Annotated in this window: 19 protein-coding genes; 10 read left to right on the plus strand and 9 right to left on the minus strand. The window is 64.7% G+C overall.

Annotation, left to right across the window (positions count from 1 at the left end; genetic code table 11):
- Positions 1 to 41: 41 nt before the first annotated feature.
- Positions 42 to 401: a hypothetical protein gene (locus BM269_RS09140; protein ID WP_090436716.1), complete on the plus strand. Its 360-nt coding sequence runs from the start codon at positions 42 to 44 to the stop codon at positions 399 to 401.
- 8 nt (positions 402 to 409) lie between these two features.
- Here the strand turns inward: BM269_RS09140 and BM269_RS09145 are convergent, their stop codons facing one another.
- From BM269_RS09145 to BM269_RS09175, 7 genes are all read right to left on the minus strand, one after another.
- Positions 410 to 1,309 (minus strand): universal stress protein, encoded by a 900-nt coding sequence (locus tag BM269_RS09145; protein ID WP_090436717.1) that lies wholly within the window; start codon positions 1,307 to 1,309, stop codon positions 410 to 412.
- 10 nt (positions 1,310 to 1,319) lie between these two features.
- The gene (locus BM269_RS09150; RefSeq protein WP_055934865.1) at positions 1,320 to 1,697 is read right to left on the minus strand and encodes a TraR/DksA family transcriptional regulator; all 378 of its coding nucleotides are present in this window, start codon (positions 1,695 to 1,697) and stop codon (positions 1,320 to 1,322) included.
- A 54-nt stretch (positions 1,698 to 1,751) separates the two neighbouring features.
- Positions 1,752 to 2,216: a hypothetical protein gene (locus tag BM269_RS09155; protein ID WP_090436718.1), complete on the minus strand. Its 465-nt coding sequence runs from the start codon at positions 2,214 to 2,216 to the stop codon at positions 1,752 to 1,754.
- Positions 2,213 to 3,049, minus strand: coding sequence for a hypothetical protein (locus tag BM269_RS29390; RefSeq protein WP_170860330.1), 837 nt, complete (start codon positions 3,047 to 3,049; stop codon positions 2,213 to 2,215). Before BM269_RS29390 ends, BM269_RS09155 begins: the two co-directional genes overlap by 4 nt.
- A gap of 71 nt (positions 3,050 to 3,120) precedes the next feature.
- Positions 3,121 to 3,903 carry a 2-oxo-tetronate isomerase gene (gene otnI / locus BM269_RS09165; RefSeq protein WP_090436719.1) on the minus strand — a complete coding sequence of 261 codons (783 nt, stop codon included), beginning with the start codon at positions 3,901 to 3,903 and terminating at the stop codon, positions 3,121 to 3,123.
- Between the two features lie 111 nt (positions 3,904 to 4,014).
- Entirely contained in the window at positions 4,015 to 5,436 is a 1,422-nt protein-coding gene (locus BM269_RS09170; RefSeq protein ID WP_090436720.1) for a DEAD/DEAH box helicase, read from the minus strand.
- 152 nt (positions 5,437 to 5,588) lie between these two features.
- Positions 5,589 to 6,371, minus strand: coding sequence for an inositol monophosphatase family protein (locus BM269_RS09175; protein ID WP_090436721.1), 783 nt, complete (start codon positions 6,369 to 6,371; stop codon positions 5,589 to 5,591).
- A 151-nt stretch (positions 6,372 to 6,522) separates the two neighbouring features.
- Here BM269_RS09175 and BM269_RS09180 point away from each other — a divergent pair, with 151 nt between their 5' ends.
- The 6 genes from BM269_RS09180 to BM269_RS09205 all read left to right on the plus strand — a co-directional run bounded on the left by BM269_RS09180 (position 6,523) and on the right by BM269_RS09205 (position 15,046).
- Complete coding sequence (locus BM269_RS09180) at positions 6,523 to 7,284, plus strand: RNA methyltransferase (RefSeq protein ID WP_090436722.1); 762 nt, start codon at positions 6,523 to 6,525, stop codon at positions 7,282 to 7,284.
- Positions 7,285 to 7,352: 68 nt separating this feature from the next.
- On the plus strand, positions 7,353 to 7,850 hold the full coding sequence (locus BM269_RS09185; protein WP_090436723.1) for a hypothetical protein: 498 nt from the start codon (positions 7,353 to 7,355) through the stop codon (positions 7,848 to 7,850).
- Positions 7,847 to 9,454 carry a GMC family oxidoreductase gene (locus tag BM269_RS09190; RefSeq protein ID WP_090436724.1) on the plus strand — a complete coding sequence of 536 codons (1,608 nt, stop codon included), beginning with the start codon at positions 7,847 to 7,849 and terminating at the stop codon, positions 9,452 to 9,454. The genes BM269_RS09185 and BM269_RS09190 overlap by 4 nt, the downstream gene beginning before the upstream one ends.
- 15 nt (positions 9,455 to 9,469) lie before the next feature.
- Positions 9,470 to 10,345: an esterase/lipase family protein gene (locus BM269_RS09195; protein ID WP_229204563.1), complete on the plus strand. Its 876-nt coding sequence runs from the start codon at positions 9,470 to 9,472 to the stop codon at positions 10,343 to 10,345.
- Positions 10,346 to 10,415: 70 nt separating this feature from the next.
- Positions 10,416 to 11,390, plus strand: a complete 975-nt coding sequence (locus BM269_RS09200) for a sensor histidine kinase (RefSeq protein ID WP_090436726.1) — start codon at positions 10,416 to 10,418, stop codon at positions 11,388 to 11,390.
- Between the two features lie 35 nt (positions 11,391 to 11,425).
- Positions 11,426 to 15,046, plus strand: a complete 3,621-nt coding sequence (locus tag BM269_RS09205) for an EAL domain-containing protein (protein ID WP_090436727.1) — start codon at positions 11,426 to 11,428, stop codon at positions 15,044 to 15,046.
- Here BM269_RS09205 and BM269_RS09210 read toward each other — a convergent pair.
- A complete protein-coding gene (locus tag BM269_RS09210) occupies positions 15,043 to 16,971 on the minus strand; it encodes a SagB/ThcOx family dehydrogenase (protein WP_090436728.1) in 1,929 nt (642 codons plus the stop codon). The genes BM269_RS09205 and BM269_RS09210 overlap by 4 nt on opposite strands.
- 84 nt (positions 16,972 to 17,055) lie before the next feature.
- Here BM269_RS09210 and BM269_RS09215 point away from each other — a divergent pair, with 84 nt between their 5' ends.
- From BM269_RS09215 to BM269_RS09225, 3 genes are read left to right on the plus strand one after another with little or no spacing between them, the layout of a single operon-like run.
- On the plus strand, positions 17,056 to 17,403 hold the full coding sequence (locus BM269_RS09215; protein ID WP_090436729.1) for a phasin family protein: 348 nt from the start codon (positions 17,056 to 17,058) through the stop codon (positions 17,401 to 17,403).
- A gap of 59 nt (positions 17,404 to 17,462) precedes the next feature.
- Complete coding sequence (locus BM269_RS09220; protein ID WP_057263337.1) at positions 17,463 to 18,128, plus strand: TetR/AcrR family transcriptional regulator; 666 nt, start codon at positions 17,463 to 17,465, stop codon at positions 18,126 to 18,128.
- Complete coding sequence (locus BM269_RS09225) at positions 18,125 to 18,661, plus strand: LOG family protein (protein WP_090436730.1); 537 nt, start codon at positions 18,125 to 18,127, stop codon at positions 18,659 to 18,661. Before BM269_RS09220 ends, BM269_RS09225 begins: the two co-directional genes overlap by 4 nt.
- Here BM269_RS09225 and BM269_RS09230 read toward each other — a convergent pair.
- Positions 18,658 to 19,158 (minus strand): YgjP-like metallopeptidase domain-containing protein, encoded by a 501-nt coding sequence (locus BM269_RS09230; protein ID WP_090436731.1) that lies wholly within the window; start codon positions 19,156 to 19,158, stop codon positions 18,658 to 18,660. The two genes, BM269_RS09225 and BM269_RS09230, sit on opposite strands and share 4 nt — an antisense overlap.
- Between the last annotated feature and the right edge of the window lie 19 nt (positions 19,159 to 19,177).

Consider the following 19,177-nt stretch of genomic DNA (forward strand, 5'->3'; position numbering starts at 1 on the left):
GCCACAAGAGCTTTCGCTTTGTTCTGAGGGGGAGAGGGCCAATGACACAGGCATGGGTAGTCCTTTCGCGGCCGGACCGCCGCGATGTTTCGGCACCGACCGAAGCCCAACTGGTGGCGGCACTGTCGGACGTGTACGGCGGCAAGATCCACGGCCCCGACGGCATTCCCGGCAGCGCCACCCTGAAGTTCGGCTATGACGACGGCCTGATGTACCAGGTCGAAGTCGGCCAGGACGGCGCGGTGCGCTACGAGGAGTGGTCGGACCGCGATTGCGAGATTGCCCTTGCCACGCCGCGCCAGATGAGCTGCAAGCAGGAAGATGCGCTGCAGATCTGGAAGTGGCTGGCCATGCGCCAGGTGTCCAAGATCCGCAACCAGGCGTGGCTGGCTGGCGAGTGAAGCCGCGCCTAGTGCGACATCAGCAGCGGCAGGGTGGCCGCATCGAGCACGCTGCGCGTGACGCCGCCCAGCAGCGTTTCGCGGAAGCGCGAATGGCCGTAGGCCCCCATCACCAGTAAATCGCAAGCGCGCTCACCGGCCAGGGCCAGCAATTGTCCGCCCACATCGCCGGGGCGCTTCAGGATGCCCTGGCGCTCGCTTTGCCCCAGTACCAGTTGCGCCATCACGCCATGCCGCTCCAGCCAGGCCAGCACGTCGGTGCCGGGCGGCTCGCCGAATACGCCGGGGCGGGCCTCGGCGTCATAGATGGCCACGGTCACGCTGTCGGCGCGGCGCAGCAGCGGCAGGGCATCCTGCAGCGCCCGGCCGGCTTCACGGCTGGCATTCCAGCCGACCAGGATGTGGCGCGCCGGCGCCGGGCCACCCGGGCTGGCCACGCCATCGCTGCCGACGGCAATGGCCGACCAGGTGCGCGCCGCGAACGGCATCACCAGTACCGGTTTGCCGCTGCCGGCCAGCACTTCGGCCGGCACGTCGGGGCCGCGTCCGCGCGGATCGAGCTGGCCGACAATGAGCAGGTCGGCATGGCGCGCCATCAGGCTCAGGCCGGCGGCCGGTTCATCGTCGAGGATGCGCTGTTCGAACGATTGCACGCCCAGTGCCTGCAGGCGCGGTGCGAAGTCGGCCAGCGCATGGCCGGCGCGCTCGCGCAAGATGTCGAGGTGGCGCGCCAGGTTGGGATCGTTGTCGTCCACCGTTTCGTTCTGGTACAGGAAGCGCGAAATGCCGGTGGTGGCGACACCCACCACGTGGGCGCCTTCCTGCAGCGCCAGTTCGCCCGCCAGCAGGATGCGCGCTGCGCTATGGGGGGCTTCATCCACATGCACCAGGATAGTTTTATAGGCCATGGCTAGGGTCTCAGCGCAGGGCCGCCGTCGCTTTCTCCAGCCGCGTCTGGCAGGCGATGCACAGCGGCGCTTCGGGCCGTGCGTTCAGGCGCGAGAAGGGGATCTCGTTGCCGCAGTTGTCGCACAGGCCGTAGCTGCCTTCATCGATCTTGGCCAGGGCATGGCGAATACTGCTGAGCTGAGCCTGCTTGTGCTCGTCGGCTTCCAGTTCGAGCTGGTTCAGGGTGCGATTGCTGGCGCTGTCGGCCGGCGAGGTTTCGATTTCCTCGACTGCCGGAACACGCGCCAGCTCGCCGTCCATGCGGCCGGCAAGCTGCTGCAACAGAGCCAGCTTGCGTTGCTCCAGCGCGGCTTGCAGCGATGCAAGCTGATCCGGCGACAGGCCCATGGCGGTCTCCACGAATTCGTTGTTCGGAAGACCATTGTATGCCTGCTGCGCTATTTACGCACTCTCGCGTGCATGGCGTGCGGCGAGCTGTTTTTTCAGGCTTTCCAGCGGCGCCAGCAAGTGTTCCGGCTTGGCGGCCGCGATCGCTGCGGCCACCGCCAGCAAGTCGGCGCTGATGCCGGCCAGTTCCTTGACGCGCTCGATGCGGCCGATGGTGGCGCGTGCTTCGGCGGCCAGGTGCAGCAGCTCGGGCAGGGTGACGCCCATGGCTTCCAGCGAATGGCTGGCAGCATCGACGTACAGGCTGTTGGCTTGCTGGCGCAACGCGACTTCGTTTTCGAACAGGGCCTGGGCGGCGCCGTGGGTCAGGGGCGCGGCATCGGCTTTGCCGTTGCCGCCCTCCAGCCGCTGTTGCTGGCGGATGCCGCGCATGATGCGCTGGTGCAGTTCGTCGGCGCTGGCGGACAGGCTGTCGGCCAGTTGCTCCAGGTCGTGCGGCAGGGCGGCGGTCAGGCTCATGGCTGGGCTCCTTTGGCAATGGCGGTTGGCACAATGAAGGGCAAGGCGGGCGCAGCGGCGCCGCCGGCGTCGACAGCCGGCAGCGGGTCGAGGCTGCGGTACAGCGCGGCATGGCGTTCACGGAGGGCGTCGACGTGCTGCGCCGCCAGCGTGTGGCGCAGGCCGAGCAAGCGGTACTCGCGCAGCTTTTCCTGCTGGTGCGCCCGGGCCAGGGCGGCCAGCAGGCGATCGCGCGGCGTATCGGCATACGGGATTTCCACTTCCAGCATGCCAAGCACCATGCGCTGTTCGTTGTCGTGGTGCTTATTGAAGTAGCGCAGCAAGGTGACCATCGCATCGAGCGTACCTTGCAGCGGCTCGTAGCCTTCGCGCAGCATGGCTTGCACCGCCTTGTCCTGTGCGCGCGCAGTGGCCGTGCGCAGCAGCAGGCGCACCAGGCCGGCGTAGGCGTTGACGTGGCGGTCGGTCAAGCCGGTATCGGGCCAGGCCTTGATGCCTTGCGCCATCTGCTTGACCTGGTCGCCATAGTTGAAGGTGTCGCCGCCGGCCAGGGCGCCCAGCGCGCGCAGGTAGGTGGTGGCGGCGTTTTGCAGGGCGATGAAGTCGGGATAGGCGTCGCGGCGCTTGCGGTCGATCGCTTCTTCGCGCTGGACTGCCGCGGCACTGAGGTAGGGTTGTTCGCGCTGGTAAGTGTCGCGAAAGCGCTGGCTGAGGTCGTTGAAGCCGGCCAGTTTGGGAGCGTCGTCGGCGAGGGCGCGTACTTGCTTCATGCGCGGGTTGCTGGCGCAGGCGGCCAGAAGCAGGCACAACAGAATGCACAGGTAGCGTTTCATGATGGGTCTCCTGGGGCGGCACAACCATCTTGCACCTGGGCGCAGGCGGCGCGTTTGCGCCAGCGCAAAGGTCAGGCGCGAAGGTAAGGCTCGGCCCAGGCCAGGCTGTCTTCGGTGCGCGCGCGCGGCAGGTATTCGCAGCCGATCCAGCCCTGGTAGGCCAGTTCGTCGAGCAGGCGGAACAGGAAAGGGTAGTTGATCTCGCCGCTGCCCGGTTCGTGGCGGCCCGGCGTGTCGGCCAGCTGCATGTGGCGAATCTGGGGCAGGCAGGCGCGGATGGTGTTGGCCAGCTCGCCTTCCATGCGCTGCATATGGTAGATGTCGTACTGCAGGAACAGGTTGGCGCGGGCCGCGTCGGCGATGATCTCGAGCGCCTGCCGGCTATGGTTCAGGAAGTAGCCGGGCAGGTCGAAGTGGTTGATCGGCTCGATCAAGACTTCAATGCCATGCGGTGCAAACTGGTCGGCGGCGTACTGCACGGCGTGGATATACGCTTCGCGCGCGCGTTCCGGCGCCAGGCCGCCGGGCAGGATACCGGCCATGCAGTGCACGCGCGGCGTGCCCAGTTCCCTGGCGTATTCCAGCGCGAGGCCGACGCCATCCTGGAATTCGGCGAAGCGGCGCGGATCGCAGGCCATGCCGCGCTCGCCCGCCTGCCAGTCGCCCGGCGGCAGGTTATGCAGCACCAGTTGCAGCTGGTGGCGCAGCAGGCGGTCCTTGATATCGTCGGCATCGAAGGCGTAAGGGAACAGGAATTCCACGCCCGTGAAACCAGCCGCATGCGCCAGCCCGAAGCGCTCGATGAACGGCGCTTCGGTGAACAGCATGGACAAGTTGGCAGCAAATTTCGGCATGCTGCAGATTATAAATAAATGTCCGCCCGGGGTCAGGAACGGGGAAGACAGTTTTTGCGCTGTCGAAAAGAATGTCCACTTTGTTCCTGACCCCAAGTGGACATTTGTTGCTTAACGGGGTGGGCGGTTGCGCGGGGCGTTGGCGGGGCGGGAGCCGCTGGGGCTGGCGCCCGGGCGGGCGTCGCGGCGGATGCCGGCCGGAGCGGCGCCGCGTGGCGCGCTGGCGTTGCCGGTGGCGGCGACGCGCGGCTTGCCTTGGCCGTTCTGGTTGCGGTTGCCGCCGCCGTTACCGCCATTGCCGTTGCCGCCTTGGCGTGGTGGTCGGTTGGTGTGGCGGCCGACGCCGCTGCGCAGCTGGATCGGCTGTGCCTTGGCATTCGGGTCCGGCTCGAAACCTGCGATCACTTCGCGCGGCAGGGTTTGCTTGATCAGGCGCTCGATGTCGCGCAGCATGGCGTGCTCGTCGACGCATACCAGCGACACCGCTTCGCCCTTGGCGCCGGCGCGGCCGGTACGGCCGATCCGGTGCACATAGTCTTCCGGCACGTTCGGCAGGTCGTAGTTGACCACGTGCGGCAGCTGGTCGATGTCGATGCCGCGCGCGGCGATATCGGTGGCGACCAGGCATTGCAAGGTGCCGTCCTTGAACTCGGCCAGGGCGCGGGTGCGCGCGGTCTGGCTCTTGTTGCCGTGGATCGCCATGGCTTTCACGCCGTCGCGGCCCAGCTGTTCGACCAGCTTGTTGGCGCCGTGCTTGGTGCGGGTGAACACCAGCACCTGGGTCCAGGCGTGGGTGCGGATCAGGTGCGACAGCATCGGGTGCTTCTTGTCGCGGTCGACCGGGTGGATTTTCTGCGAAATGATTTCCACCGTCGAATTGCGGCGCGCCACTTCGATGGTCTTCGGGTTGTCCAGCAGGCCGTCGGCCAGCGCCTTGATCTCGTCGGAGAAGGTGGCCGAGAACAGCAGGTTCTGGCGCTTCGGCGGCAGCGCGGCCAGCACTTTGCGGATGTCGCGGATGAAGCCCATGTCCAGCATGCGGTCGGCTTCGTCCAGGATCAGGATTTCGATCTTGTCCAGGTTGACGGTGCCCTGGCCCATGTGGTCCAGCAGGCGGCCCGGGGTGGCGACCAGGATGTCGACCCCGTGCTTGAGCAGCTTGATCTGCGGGTTGATGCTGACGCCGCCAAAGATCACGGCCGAGTTCAGCTTGGTGTATTTGCCATAGGTCTTGACGCTTTCTTCCACCTGGGCCGCCAGTTCGCGGGTCGGGGTCAGGATCAGCGCGCGGATCGGGCGCGGCGACGTATTGTTCGCCAGCTTGCTGCCGAAGGCGTCGGTGGACAGGCGATGCAGGATCGGCAAGGTGAAACCGGCGGTCTTGCCGGTGCCGGTCTGGGCGCCTGCCAGCAGGTCGCCGCCGTTCAGCACGGCTGGAATCGCCTGGCTCTGGATCGGGGTGGGGGCTGTGTAGCCGGTTTCGGCGACCGCGCGCACGATGGCATCAGACAAGCCGAGATCGGAGAATGACATAAGTGTGGTTATTATATAAATTATGTGGAAATTATTGCCATACGGAAACGTCGGCCCTGAGCGAAGTATAACAGTAAGTCAGAATCGTTGACGCACGGCAATAACAAAAGAGGCCCCGCAGGGCCTCTTTTGTGGCGATTTTGCGCTGATCTTTATGCAAACTCTGCCAAGAGGCCAACCATCTGGCCGAACACTTTTGGCGAGGCGGCGATGATGTGGCCGGTATTCATATGGTTGGATTCGCCGTTGAACTCGCCGGCGATGCCGCCCGCTTCGGTGACCAGCAGGGCGCCGGCTGCGATATCCCAAGGTTTCAGGTTTTTCTCGTAGTAGCCGTCCAGGCGGCCGCACGCCACGTAGGCCAGGTCGAGGGCGGCGGAGCCGGCGCGGCGGATGCCGTGCGAGCGCTCGGCCATGATGGTGAACATCTTGGCAAATTCTGCGATGGCGGCCGGGCTGCCTGGCTTGTAGCCGGAAGCGAGCAGGGCGCCGCTAATGCGGTCGAGCTTGTTGACGCGGATGCGCTTTTCGTTGAGGTAGGCGCCGGCGCCCTTGGTGGCGGTGAACAGGTCGTTGTGCACCGGGTCGTAGACCACGGCCTGGGTCACCACGCCTTTTTGCTGCAGGGCGATGGAGATGCAGTACTGGGGGAAGCCGTGCATGAAGTTGGTGGTGCCGTCCAGTGGATCGATGATCCACACGTATTCACTCTCGTCATTTACGGTGCCGGTGATGCCGGATTCTTCGGCGAAGATGGCATGCTCAGGGTAGGCTTTCAGCAGCACCTCGATGATGGCCTGTTCGGCGGCTTGGTCAACATCAGTGACGAAGTCATTGTGTTGTTTTTCAGTTACGTTCACGCGGTCCAGGTCGAACGATGCGCGGTTGATCACAGCGGCGCCACGGCGCGCGGCCTTGATGGCCGTATTCAGCATTGGGTGCATACTAGCTTCCGTAAAATAGCCATTGCCGCCCACGGAAACGCTTCGCGCATCCGGCAGCGGAAATGATGACAAGATTGAAAAAGAGCGGCGCGTTGTGCGGGCAAGGTAAAATGCGGCCCAACGCAGAATCCCGCTATTGTAAATGAAGCAGACCGAAACCGCATCCTCCGCCTTCCACCGACTTAGGGTGATCCTGGTGCAAACCAGCCGTCCTGGCAATATCGGATCGGTGGCGCGCGCCATGAAAACCATGGGTTTTTCCGACCTGGTGCTGGTCAATCCGCGCTTTGACGGGGCGTGCGAACACGAGGAGGCGGCGGCCTTTGCCTCCGGCGCGCAAGACATCCTGTCCTCGGCGCGGGTGGTGGGCAGCATGGCCGAGGCACTGGAAGGCATCAATTTCACGGCGGCCGTGTCGGCGCGCTTGCGCGAGTTTTCGCCGCCGGTGGTGACGCCGCGCGACTTTGCCGGGCAACTGGCTGCCGCTGCCGAACTGCGCGCGGCCCTGATCTTCGGCAATGAGCGCTTCGGCCTGCCCAACGAGATTGTCGAGCCTTGCAATGTACTGGTGAATATTCCCGCCAATCCCGACTATTCTTCCCTCAACCTGGCGCAAGCGGCCCAGGTCCTGGTGTATGAATGCCGCATGGCGGCCCTGGATGGCCAGCGCGCGGCCAGTCCGGTCGGCTTCCACGGCGAGGCGGCCAGCGCGGCGCAGATCGAGGGCATGTACCAGCACCTGGAACAGGCGCTGGTGGAGGTCGGCTTTCTCGATGCGCATAACCCGCGCAAGCTGATGCCGCGCCTGAAGCGCCTGTTCGCGCGCGCCGGGCTGGAAACGGAAGAAGTCAATATCCTGCGCGGCATTGCGCGCCAGATGCAGGCCCGCAGCCGCAAGGATTAGAGGCCTTTCTCTAGTCGGGGCGCGATGGCGTCCTTAGAATCCCCGTATAACTATTAAGAGGGGACTTGATGCAACGCAGATCGTTTTTGAAAGCCGGGCTGCTGGGCGGCCTGGCGCTTGTCGCGGGCGGGGCCGTGTACCGGCAACTGCGCCCGGCCACCGCGCAGCGTTTTGCGCTCGATGACCAGGGCCGCGCCATGCTGGCCGCGCTGATACCCGCCATGACCGGCGTCACGCCCGATGCGCCGGCGCTGGCGGCGGCCATCGACCGCGTCAGCGCGGCGATCGGCGGCCTGCCATTGCGGGTGCAGAAGGAAATCAGCGACCTGTTCGGCTTGCTCAATATGGCGCCCACGCGGCGCCTGCTGGCCGGGGTACCGGCCTGGCCGGAGGCGACCCCGGCCGAAGTGGCGGCCTTCCTGCAAAGCTGGCGCACGCACCGCACGGACATGCTGCAAACGGCTTACCACGGCCTACATGACCTGGTGCTTGGCGGCTGGTACGCCGAGCCGTCGGCCTGGGCCGCCATCGGCTATGCCGGCCCGATGAAGGAGTTGGGCGCATGAGCAGCCCGATCCCGGACCCGATCCAGGCCGGCATCGCCGCCGGCTGGCAAGTCATCGACGCTTCCACCCTGCAGCAGGACCGCCATTTCGACGCCGATGTGGTGGTGGTCGGCACCGGCGCCGGCGGCGGCGTCACGGCGGAAATCCTGGCCCAGGCCGGCCTGACCGTGCTGATGGTGGAAGAGGGCGCGCTGAAATCGTCGAAGGATTTCAAGATGCGCGAGGCCGACGCCTATCCTTCGCTGTACCAGGATTCCGCTGCCCGCAAGACGGCCGACAAGGCGATCAACATCCTGCAGGGCCGCACCGTGGGCGGCACCACGGTGGTCAACTGGACTTCCAGCTTCCGCACCCCGGCCGACACCCTGGGCTGGTGGCAGTCGAAATACGGCCTGCGCGACTACAGCGTGGCAGACATGGCGCCCTGGTTCCAGAAGATGGAAGAGCGGCTGCACATCAACGACTGGCCGACCCCGCCGAACGCCAACAACGACCTGCTGCGAAGCGGCGCCGAAAAACTCGGCATCAAGACCGCGCTGATCCGCCGCAACGTCAACGGTTGCTGGAACCTCGGTTACTGCGGCATGGGCTGCCCGACCAATGCCAAGCAGTCGATGCTGGTCACCACCATTCCTGCGGCGCTGGAAAAGGGCGCCGTGCTGCTGACGCGCGCCCGCGCCGAGCGCTTCACGCTGGCGGGCGGCCAGGCCACGGCGCTGGAGTGCGTGGCGCTGAGCGCCGACGGCATGGAGCCGACCGGCCGCCGCCTGACGCTCAAGGCGCGCCACTTCGTGGTGGCCGGCGGCGCCATCAACTCGCCGGCGCTGCTGCTGCGCTCCGGCGCGCCCGATCCGCAGCAACTGCTTGGCCAGCGCACCTTCCTGCACCCGGTCGTGATTTCCATGGGTCTGTACCCGCAGGCGGTGGAAGCGTTCAGCGGCGCGCCGCAGACCGTGTACTCCGACCATTTCCTGCATACGCAAGCGGTCGATGGGCCGATGGGCTACAAGCTGGAAGTCGCTCCGCTGCACCCGGTGCTCGGCGCCACCACCTTGTCGGCCTATGGCGCGGCCCACGCCAACCTGATGAAGCGCTTCGCGCAGGTGCAAGGCATGCTGGCGCTGCTGCGCGACGGCTTCCACCCGGAGGCCGCCGGCGGCCGCGTCACGCTGCGCAGCGACGGCTCGCCGCAGCTGGATTACCCGCTGACTCCGTATTTCTGGGAAGGCGCGCGCCGTGCCCTGCTGACGATGGCGGAAATCCAGTTCGCCGCCGGCGCCGATGGCGTGAGCCCGGTGCATGAACTGGTGGTGCAGCCGTACAAGAACTGGGATGAAGCGCGCCAGGCGATCGCCGCGCTGCCGATGCAAAAGCTGTTGACGCGGGTGGTGTCGGCCCACGTGATGGGCGGCTGCGCCATGACGGGCGATGCCGCCAGCGGCGTGGTGGCGCCGGACGGCCTGTATCGCGGCATCGGCAACCTGTCGGTGCATGACGGCTCGCTGTTCCCGACTTCGCTGGGCGCCAACCCGCAATTGTCGATTTATGGCGTCACGGCCCGCCTGGCAAGCGGCCTGGCCGAACGGCTGTCGCGAAAGGGCTGACCCGTGGTAAAACGCATGCTGCTGATGATCATGGCCCTGCAGGTGGCCGTTGCGATCGGCATCGCATGGGGCCTGTCGCGCCTGGTTCCGGCCGATGTGGCGCTGCTGCTGGCGGTGCTCGTTGTGCTGTTGGTACGCCTGGCGATCACGGCCAACAATTTCCGCATGACGCTGCGGCCGGTGCCGGAAGGCGCGCAGATCGGGCTGTCGCAACGCGTGCGGCTATTCTTTCACGAGTATGCGTCCACCATGGCGGTGACGTCCTGGCATATGCTGCGCCACCAGCCGCGCATGCATATTGCAAGGGTGCCGCGCGGCGTGCCGGTGCTGCTGGTGCACGGTTACGGCGCCAATGGCGGCTTCTGGGTGCATCTTGCCGCGCAACTGGAACAGCGCGGCTATAGCCATGCCACCGTCGACCTGGAGCCGGTGTTCGGCGACATCGAAGACTTTGCGGTGCAGCTGGAGCAGGGCGTACAAGCGCTGCTGGCCGCCAGCCGCAGCGAAAAAGTCGTCATCGTGGCCCACAGCATGGGCGGCCTGGTGGCACGCGCCTGGCTGCGCCGGTTTGGCGCTTCCCGTGCGGCGCGCATCATCACGCTGGCCACGCCGCACCACGGCACCGACCTGGCGCATATGGGGCCGGGGCACAACGCGCGCCAGATGCGGCGCGACGCCGAATGGCTGGCGCAACTCGATGCGGCCGACCGCGGCCAGCGCGGCCTGTTCACTTCCATCTACTCCTGGCACGACAACATCATCGCGCCGCAGGATTCCTGCCACCTGCCTGGCGCCCGCAATATCGGGTTGCCCGGCATCGGCCACGTCGGGATGGGCCGCCACCCCGAAATCGCCAGCCACATTCTTGCGGAGATTATGGGGATCACTTAGACTGTCTTGAGGCCAAGCAAGAAACGCTGCAATTTTTGATCCGAGTTGGTTTCAATCAGAAAGCGGGACGATGGCGACAGACTTCGGCAAGACCGAACATGCGGACACCCTGGAGGCCGAAGAGCGCTTCGGCAGCCTGCTTGAATCCATGCCGGATGCCATGGTGGTGGCCAACCAAGCTGGCCGCATCGTGCTGGCCAACTGCCTGGCGGAAGACTTGTTCGACTACCTGCCGGGAGAGCTGTCCGGCCTGGCCCTCGAAGCGCTGCTGCCCAAAGGACCGGAAGCCTGCGCGGTGCGCAAGGGGGGCGACAAGTTCCCGGCCGATGTGCGCAGCAGCCAGCTGCGTGACGGCGACAAGCAGCTGCAAGTTCATGCGGTACGCGATATCAGCGAGCTGGCCAAGGCCAGCCAGGCCAAGGAGCGCTTCCTGGGCAGCATGTCGCATGAGTTGCGCACGCCGCTGAATGCCATCATCGGCTTTACCGGCACCTTGCTGATGCAGTTGCCCGGCCCCTTGAACGCGGACCAGGACAAGCAACTGCGCACAGTGCAAGCCAGCGCACGCCATCTGCTGTCCCTGATCAACGACCTGCTGGACTTTGCCAAGATCGGTTCCGGCAAGGTGGAGCTGCATCCCGAGCCGCTGAACTGCCGCGCCGTTGTCGAAGAGCTGGCGCTGGTATGCCGGCCGCAAGCCAGGCAGAAAGGCCTGGTGCTGCGTTTGCGTGCGCCGGCGCAAGCCGTGATGCTGCGCACCGACCGCCGCGCCCTGCAGCAAATCCTGGGCAACCTGTTGAACAATGCGATCAAATTTACCGAACGGGGCGAGGTCAGTATCGCTCTGGAACGCAGCATGGCAGATGGCAAAGCCGTTGTGCAAGTCAGTGTCAGCGATACCGGGACCGGCGTCACGGAGGACATCATGCAGCAACTTGGTATTCGCCTGAGCCAGAAATTGGCGGCATTGTTGAACGGTTCGATCCGGCATTTCGACAAGCCGGGCAACGGCAGCATATTTGTGCTCACATTGCCCTTGGAATAGCGGATACTAGAGGCGATACATTGACAGGAGTACCAATGTCAGCACGCATCCTGATTATCGAAGATAACCCGACGAATATGGAGCTGATGGTGTACCTGCTCCGCGCCTTCGGCTACCAGCCGCTCCTGGCCCACAACGGCGAGGAAGGCGTGGAGGTGGCGCGCCGCGAAGTGCCCGACCTGATCATCTGCGATGTGCACCTGCCCAAGCTCGATGGCTACGGCGTGGTGGCGCAACTGAAGCAGGACCCCAAGCTGAAAGATATCCCGGCGCTGGCGGTGACCGCGCTGGCCATGGTCGGCGACCGCGAAAAGCTGCTGGCGGCCGGCTTTGACGGCTACATCGGCAAGCCGATCGAACCCGATACTTTCGTCACGCAAATCGAGTCTTTTTTGCCGGGGGAGATGTCGCCCCGGGATGAAAACGACATCGCGACGATCCTGATCGTCGACGACCATGTGCTGAACCGCGAGTTTCTGATGACGCTCCTGGGCTACAGCGGCCACCGGCTGCTGGAGGCGTCCAGCGGCATGGAAGGCTTGAAGGTGATGGAGTCGGAGCGGCCGGACCTGGTTATTTCCGACATCCTGATGCCGAACATGGACGGCTATGAGTTCGTCAACCGCATCCGCAGCAAGCCGGAGCTGGCGGACGTGCCGATCATTTTCTATACCGCCACCTACCGCGAACGCGAGGCGATGGCGGTCGCCGAGGCTTGCGGCGTGCGTTGGGTGCTGCCCAAGCCGTCCGACCCGGACGTGATCCTGAAGACGGTGCACCAGGCGTTGGGCATGGCGGAGCAGGGCGAGGTATTGCCGGCGTTTGCGCCGGAGCCGCCCAGCCAGGGGCGCTTGTTCGATATCGAGCACAAGGTCGCCGAATATATCGACGAACTGGAGTCGAGCAGCCAGCACATTACGCGCATGGCCAACAATGGCGATTCGCATGAAGAGCCGGAGCACCTGAGCCAGATGACCGAGCGGCTGTCGCGCTCCCTTTCCAGCCTGCAGGCTGTCAGCCTGCGCCTGACGGCCCTGATCGAGCTGGGGATCGAACTTGGCGCCGAACGCGATGCGCAGGGCCTGATCGAAATCGGCGTGCGCGTGGCGCAGAATATCTGCGTGTCGCGCTTCGCCTGCATCGGTGTGCTGGAGCAGGACGCTAAGGAGACCAGCTATTTCGCCACTTGCGGCCTGGGCGAGCACGCCAAGGTGGTGGCGAGCCAGGCGCGCGCCGGCATCCTCGACAGCCTGCTGCAGCAACGCCAGCCGGTGCGCATGAGCCGCCTGAGCGGCGACCCGCGCGAGATCGGCCTGCCGAACGGGCACCCGCCCGTGCATTCCTTCCTGGGCGTGCCGATCGCATCGCGCGAGCGCGTGCATGGCTGGCTGTACCTGGTGGATAAACTCGGCGCCGACGAATTCAATGAGGTGGATGAACGTGTGGCGGTGACCGTGGCAGCCCAGATTTCGGTCGCCTATGAGAACTTGCTGCTGTACGAGGAAATCAGCCGCCACCACGCCCAGCTGCAACTGGACATGAACGCGCGCATCCGCCTGGACGAAGACCTGCGCCGCTTCCGCCTGGCGATGGATGCGACGGCCGACGCGATCTTCCTGGTCGACCGCGCCAATTCCTGCTTCATCGACGTCAACGTGACGGCCTGCCGCATGCTGGGCTTCGCGCGCGAGGAATTCCTGAAAGTGGGCCCGGAACGCGAGCCCGAACCGGGCCTGCAACCGCTGCAGGACCTGTACGACAAGCTGCTGGCGGGCGACCAGAGCGGGGCGATGGCCGAACTGCTGCTTGAATGTAAGGACGGCTCGCCGCTGTCGGTGGAAGTGCAGCGCCGCACGCTGCGTTCGGGCCAGAACTGGATCCTGGTGGCCGTTGCGCGCGATATCACGGAGCGCAAGGAGGCCGAGCGCCGCCTGCTCAAGCTGGCCCATTTCGATACCCTGACCGGCTTGCCGAACCGCAGCCAGTTCTACGATTCGCTGATGCTGTCGCTGAAGCAGGCGGCCGAGCATAACTGGGCGCTGGCGGTGCTGTTCCTCGATATGGACCGCTTCAAGAACATCAACGACACGCTCGGCCATACCATCGGCGACGAGCTGCTGCGGCAGTTCTCGAGCCGCCTGGTGGAATGCCTGCGCGTGCGCGATACCATCGGGCGCTTCGGCGGCGACGAATTCGCGGCGATCCTGATGCTGCCCGAAGGCGCGCAGAATGCCATCGCGGTGGTCGATAAAATCCGCGAGGCGATGCGCCAGCCCTTCGATTTGAAGGGGCATGAGGTGACGGTCACGGCCAGTATCGGCATTTCCGTGTTCCCGGACGATGGCAGCGATCCCGATACCCTGATCCAGTATGCCGATACGGCCATGTACCGGGCCAAGGAAGCGGGGCGCGATGCCTTCCGCTTCTTCACGGCGGAGATGAATGCGCAATCGCTGGCGCGGCTGGACATGGAGAACGCGCTGCGCCGCGCCATCGACAACAATGAATTCCGGCTGTTCTACCAGCCCAAGGTGCATATCGCTTCGGGCCGCATCAGCGGGGCCGAGGTGCTGCTGCGCTGGGAGCGGCCGGGCCATGGCATGGTGTCGCCGGCGCTGTTCATCCCGCTGCTGGAAGAAACCGGGCTGATCGTGCGGGTCGGGAGCTGGGTGATCCACGAATCCTGCCGCAAGATTGCGGAGTGGGCCAAGGGGGACGTTGGACCGGTGCACTTGTCGGTCAACGTGTCGGGCATCCAGTTCTTTGTCGGCGGGCTGGAAGAAGAGGTGATGCGGGCCATCAAGGAGAACGATATCTCGCCGGAGTTGCTGGAGCTGGAACTGACCGAAAGCTCGCTGATGTCCAATGCCGAAGAGACCATCACCGTGCTGCAGAACCTGAAGGCGCTCGGGGTGAAGATCTCGATCGATGATTTCGGCACCGGCTACTCGTCGCTGGCCTACTTGAAACGGTTCCCGATCGATAAGCTGAAGATCGACATTGCCTTCGTGCGCGAAGTGACCAGCAATCCGGACGATGCGGCGATTGTGCTGGCCATTATCAATATGGCGCACAGCCTGAAGCTGAAGGTGATTGCGGAAGGCGTGGAAAAGGACGCGCAACTATCGTACCTGCGGCGCCATGATTGCGATGAGATGCAGGGCTATTATTTCAGCCGTCCCTTGCCGGAGCCCGACTTCGTGCAGATGCTGCGCGAAGGACGGCACCTGCAAACGCCGTCCGACGAAAGCATCGTCGACCAGCAGACCCTGCTAATTGTCGACGATGACGCTTTCATGCTTGATGTGCTGAGCGACTTCCTGGCGCAGGACGGCTACCGGATCCTGACCGCGCAGACGGCGGCGGAAGGCTTTGACGTGCTGGCGCGGCACCGCGTGCAGGTGATCCTGTGCGACCAGTGCATGCCGATGATGACCGGGACCGAATTCATGGAGCGCGTCAAGAACCTGGCGCCCGATACCTTCCGGATCATGCTGTCGGCGTATGCCGACCTGACGCCGATCATGGCGGCCATCAACCATGGCGCGATCGACCGCTTTTATACCAAGCCCTGGAAAGGGGCGGTACTGCGGGAGAATATCCGCGAAGGATTCCGGCTGCACTCGCAGATCAGGGCGCCGCAATATCTCAATTAGTCTTGCGCGCGGCCGAGCGCCGCGAAGTGCAGGACCCATCGGCCCTTTTGCGCATTGACCAGGGCTGCCGCCTCTTCATCGTAGAACGCGCCAACGGGGCAGGCACCGAGCCCCCTGGCGACGGCCGCAAGCAGCCAGCGTTCGCCCATCAAACCGGCTTCCAGGAAGGCCATGCGGTAGCCGCGGGCGCCGCTGCCCAACGCTTTCGCGCTGTCGGTGGAGAGGATGAGGACTACGGCGGCGTCGCCGATCACATCCTGGTCCAGCGCCGCACTGCGGGCTTGCGCGGCGAAGTCGCCGAGTTGCACTGGCTGCAGCGCGTGCCGGGCAGGCCGGTAGCGGTACACGCCGGGTTTCAGCCCGGTGACGCGATTGACCACCAGGTCCGCATGCAGGGCGCCTGACAGGAGCGGTGCCTGTGCCATGTCCGCCAGGATCGAGGCCAGTTGCTGGAGTTCGACCGGCTGGTCCGAGAAGCGCCGCTGGCTGCGGCGCTGCAAGATCGTACGTGCCAGGTCAGCTTCGGCCGCATCACCGGCCGGCAAGGAAACCAGGCCTTCCTCGCTGCGCCCGGCGCTGTCCAAGGTTGTGCCGCCGCTGCCGCTCGCCTGGAGTCCGGCGAGAGAAGTGGCGGTGTGGACCTGGCCGGTAATGCCGAGGGCGGCGACACGCGCTGAAGCAGCGCTTTCCGCGCTCCTTGGGCGGATTATCGGCACGGCGGGTGGGGGCGCCGGGCCGGCGCTGAAAGCCGCCGCAGCGATCACGCCTTCCTGCGAGCCATCCAGGTCGAACAGCGCCTCCAGCGCCGCTTCATCAAACTGTTCGAGCAGGGCGACGCGTGCGTGGACATAATGTCCCGCCAACCGTGCGTTCTCAAGCAGGTGGCCAAGATCGGCCGCGACATAACGGTAGGCGCGGTCACGGTACTTGTAGCCCGTCCGCTGGAACACCGCCGATACCACCATCAACAGGTCCGCATCGATCGCAGGCAGCCCGGCCGGCAGCGCGCCGAGCCATGCCAGCCGGTGCCGGTCGGGGTCGAAGTGGTACAGCCCCGGCTGAACGCCGTCGACCCGCCGGACCAGCAGGTAGAGTTCGGCGGGAAAGAGGGCGCCGGAAGAGGGCGCAGCGCGCAGTGCCACGCCGCCGCGCCGTGCGGTGACGCCCGCGGTCAGGTGCAACAACTGACCCACGGCCGCAAGATCAAGGGCCCGCATCGGGACTGCAGGCGCCGAGCCGCGCAGCATTGCAGCAAGGCTGCGCACACCGGCATGGTCCGCTACCGCACGTGGGAGTGCGATATGCGGCGCCGTTGGGTAGACCTTGAAAGGGCCGGGTTGCGAACCCCAGTCCACTGCCGGAGCGCGAAGCAATACGCCGCTGCGCGAGGACGATGACGCTGCGTGATAGCGCAGCACGGTTGCTATCGCCGCTGACGCCGCGCCGCCGGCACTGGCCGATGCGTGCGATGCGTGCGATGCGTCCGGTGCTGACTGTATGCCGCGGCTGCCCCAATGCGCCCCAAGCGCGAATGCCAGCACCAAGGCTCCTGCCGCGCCGGCTAAGCGCGCCACGCCGCGCCATGCGACGCCGCTGCCGGCGGGGGCGGGCTTGGGCGCAGGCGCTGCCGCAACACGCCGCTGCCGCAGCCAGCGCCAGGCCGTCGGCAAGTTGAAAAACAAGTGCAGCGACACCAGCAGCAGCGTCGCATATCCAAACAGGTAGTGCCAATCGAACACCGGCAACTGCTGGTTGGCGACCCAGAACAGCCCGAGTCCGGCGGTCGCGAGAAGGTAGGCCATCAGCAGCAAGCTGCTGTGGATATTGACGGCCAGGCGCGATGGCGCCTTCCCGCGCCAGGCCAGCGCGAGCAGCGCGGCATACGCCGCCAACGGCAGCAGCACCCACAGGATTTTCGGGCCCATGCGGGCATTGTAGACCGCATTAGAAGCCCAGTTCTAGAGTGCGCGCCGTACAATGACCGGAGAACAAATAGAGGAGCCGCCGCCATGGGCAAAAAGACGAAATCGTTTGAGGAAAGCGAAGAACGGCTGACCAAGGCAGTACGCGAATCGGCGCAGGAAATCTGGAAAGCCGGCCTGGGGGCCTTCACGGACCTGCAAAAACGCGCCCGCGCCGTCGAAGGCGACCGTGCCGTCCATGTGCGCGAAACAGTCAATTCACTGGAAAAAGTGTTCGAAGAGCGGGTAACCCGTGCACTGGATTCGATCGGCGTGCCGATGCGGCAGGACATCAACGCCCTGATCGAACGGATGGAGGAACTGAGCCGCCAGGTCGAAGAATTGAAAGCGTTGGTGAAAAAGCCAGTCAAAAAGGCCACAACGAAAAAAGCGTAACTTCTGGAAAACTTCTAATAGTGATATCCTTGCAGGGGAAACAATAGAGCCCCCCTGTTATGCTACAAAAAGCGCCAAGACGAACCCGCGAACGCATCCTGGAACTCTCGCTGCGCTTGTTTAACGAGTTCGGCGAGCCAAATATCACGACCACCGTTATCGCCGAGGAGATGAATATCTCCCCGGGGAACCTCTATTACCATTTCAGGAACAAGGACGACATCGTCAATTCCATCTTCGTCCAGTTCAAGGCCGAAGCGGAGCGCATGCTGCAGGTGCCGAGCGGGCGCCGTTCGAACGTCGAGGACGTGTGGCTGTACCTGCACCTGATGTTTGAATTGATCTGGCGCTACCGCTTCTTTTACCGCGACCTGAACGACCTGCTGTCGCGCAACCGCAAGCTGGAACTGGAATTCAAGGAACTGCTGGCGCACAAGATCAAGGTGGCGCGCAACCTGTGCCTGGACCTGCGCAGCGAAGGCTCGCTGGAAGCCAGCGACATGGCGATCGATGCGATGTCGGTGAATATGGTGGTGGTGGCGACGTATTGGCTGTCCTACGAATACGTGCGCAACCCGCGCAAGTACTCCGAGCAGCAATCGATGGCCGATGCGCTGGCGCGTGGCTGCTACCAGGTGCTGTCCCAGATCGGTCCATACCTGCGCGGCGAGACCCATCTGCTGTTCCAGAAACTGTCCGAAGAATACCTGAAGAAGCTCAAATGAAATCGATTTGCGTGTATTGCGGCGCCAATGCCGGCGCTTCCCCTCGTTACGCCGAACAGGCGCGCGCGCTGGCAGCGGCGCTGGTGGAGCAGAACCTGGCGCTGGTGTACGGCGGCGGCAATGTGGGCCTGATGGGCGTGATCGCCGACGAGGTGCTGCGCCTGGGCGGCGAGGTAACGGGCGTGATCCCGACCGCGCTGGTCGAGCGCGAAGTCGGCCACACCGGCCTGACCCGCCAGTTCATCGTCAAGGATATGCACGAGCGCAAAGCCATGATGGCGCAGTTGTCGGATGGCTTTATCGCCATGCCGGGCGGCATGGGCACGCTGGAAGAACTGTTCGAGATGCTGACCTGGTCGCAGCTCGGCATCCACAGCAAGCCGGTAGGCCTGTTGAACGTGGACGGTTTCTACGACAAGCTGGTGGGATTCATCGAACACGCCCGTGACGAAGGCTTCATCAAGCCTCAGCATGCGGCCCTGGTGCGCGTGAACGCTTCTCCAGTGGCGCTGGTACAAAGCCTGCGCGGCTAGGGCCAGAGCTTTTTTCCCGACGCGTCGAGGTGCGTCAGGTAGAGGCGGGTGTCGAACTCGTACTGGTGGTAGTTCGGCTCCATATAGGTACACAGTTTGTAGAATGCCTTGTCGTGTTGTTTTTCTTTTACGTGGGCCAGTTCGTGCACCGCGATCATCCGCAGGAATTCCAGCGGCACGTCCCTGAACATCGTCGCGACGCGGATCTCGTGCTTGGCTTTCAGCTTGCCGCCCTGGACGCGTGACACGGAGGTGTGCAGGCCAAGCGCGTGGTTGATCACGTGGATCTTGCTGTCGAAGGCCACCTTGTCGATCGGCGCTGCATTGCGCAGGAACTCGTTGCGCAAATCCTGGACGTAGTCGTACAGCGCGCGGTCATTGCGGATTTCGTGGGCTTTCGGATAACGTTGCAGCAGCACGTCGCCGAGGCGGCCCTGGTCCATCACCTGGCGGACTTGGGAGAGTGTCTGTTCTGAGTAAGCGCTGAGGTATTTCATGGCGGGCCGAATGGTATCA

Source organism: Duganella sp. CF458, from assembly GCF_900113115.1.
Taxonomy (GTDB): domain Bacteria; phylum Pseudomonadota; class Gammaproteobacteria; order Burkholderiales; family Burkholderiaceae_D; genus Rugamonas.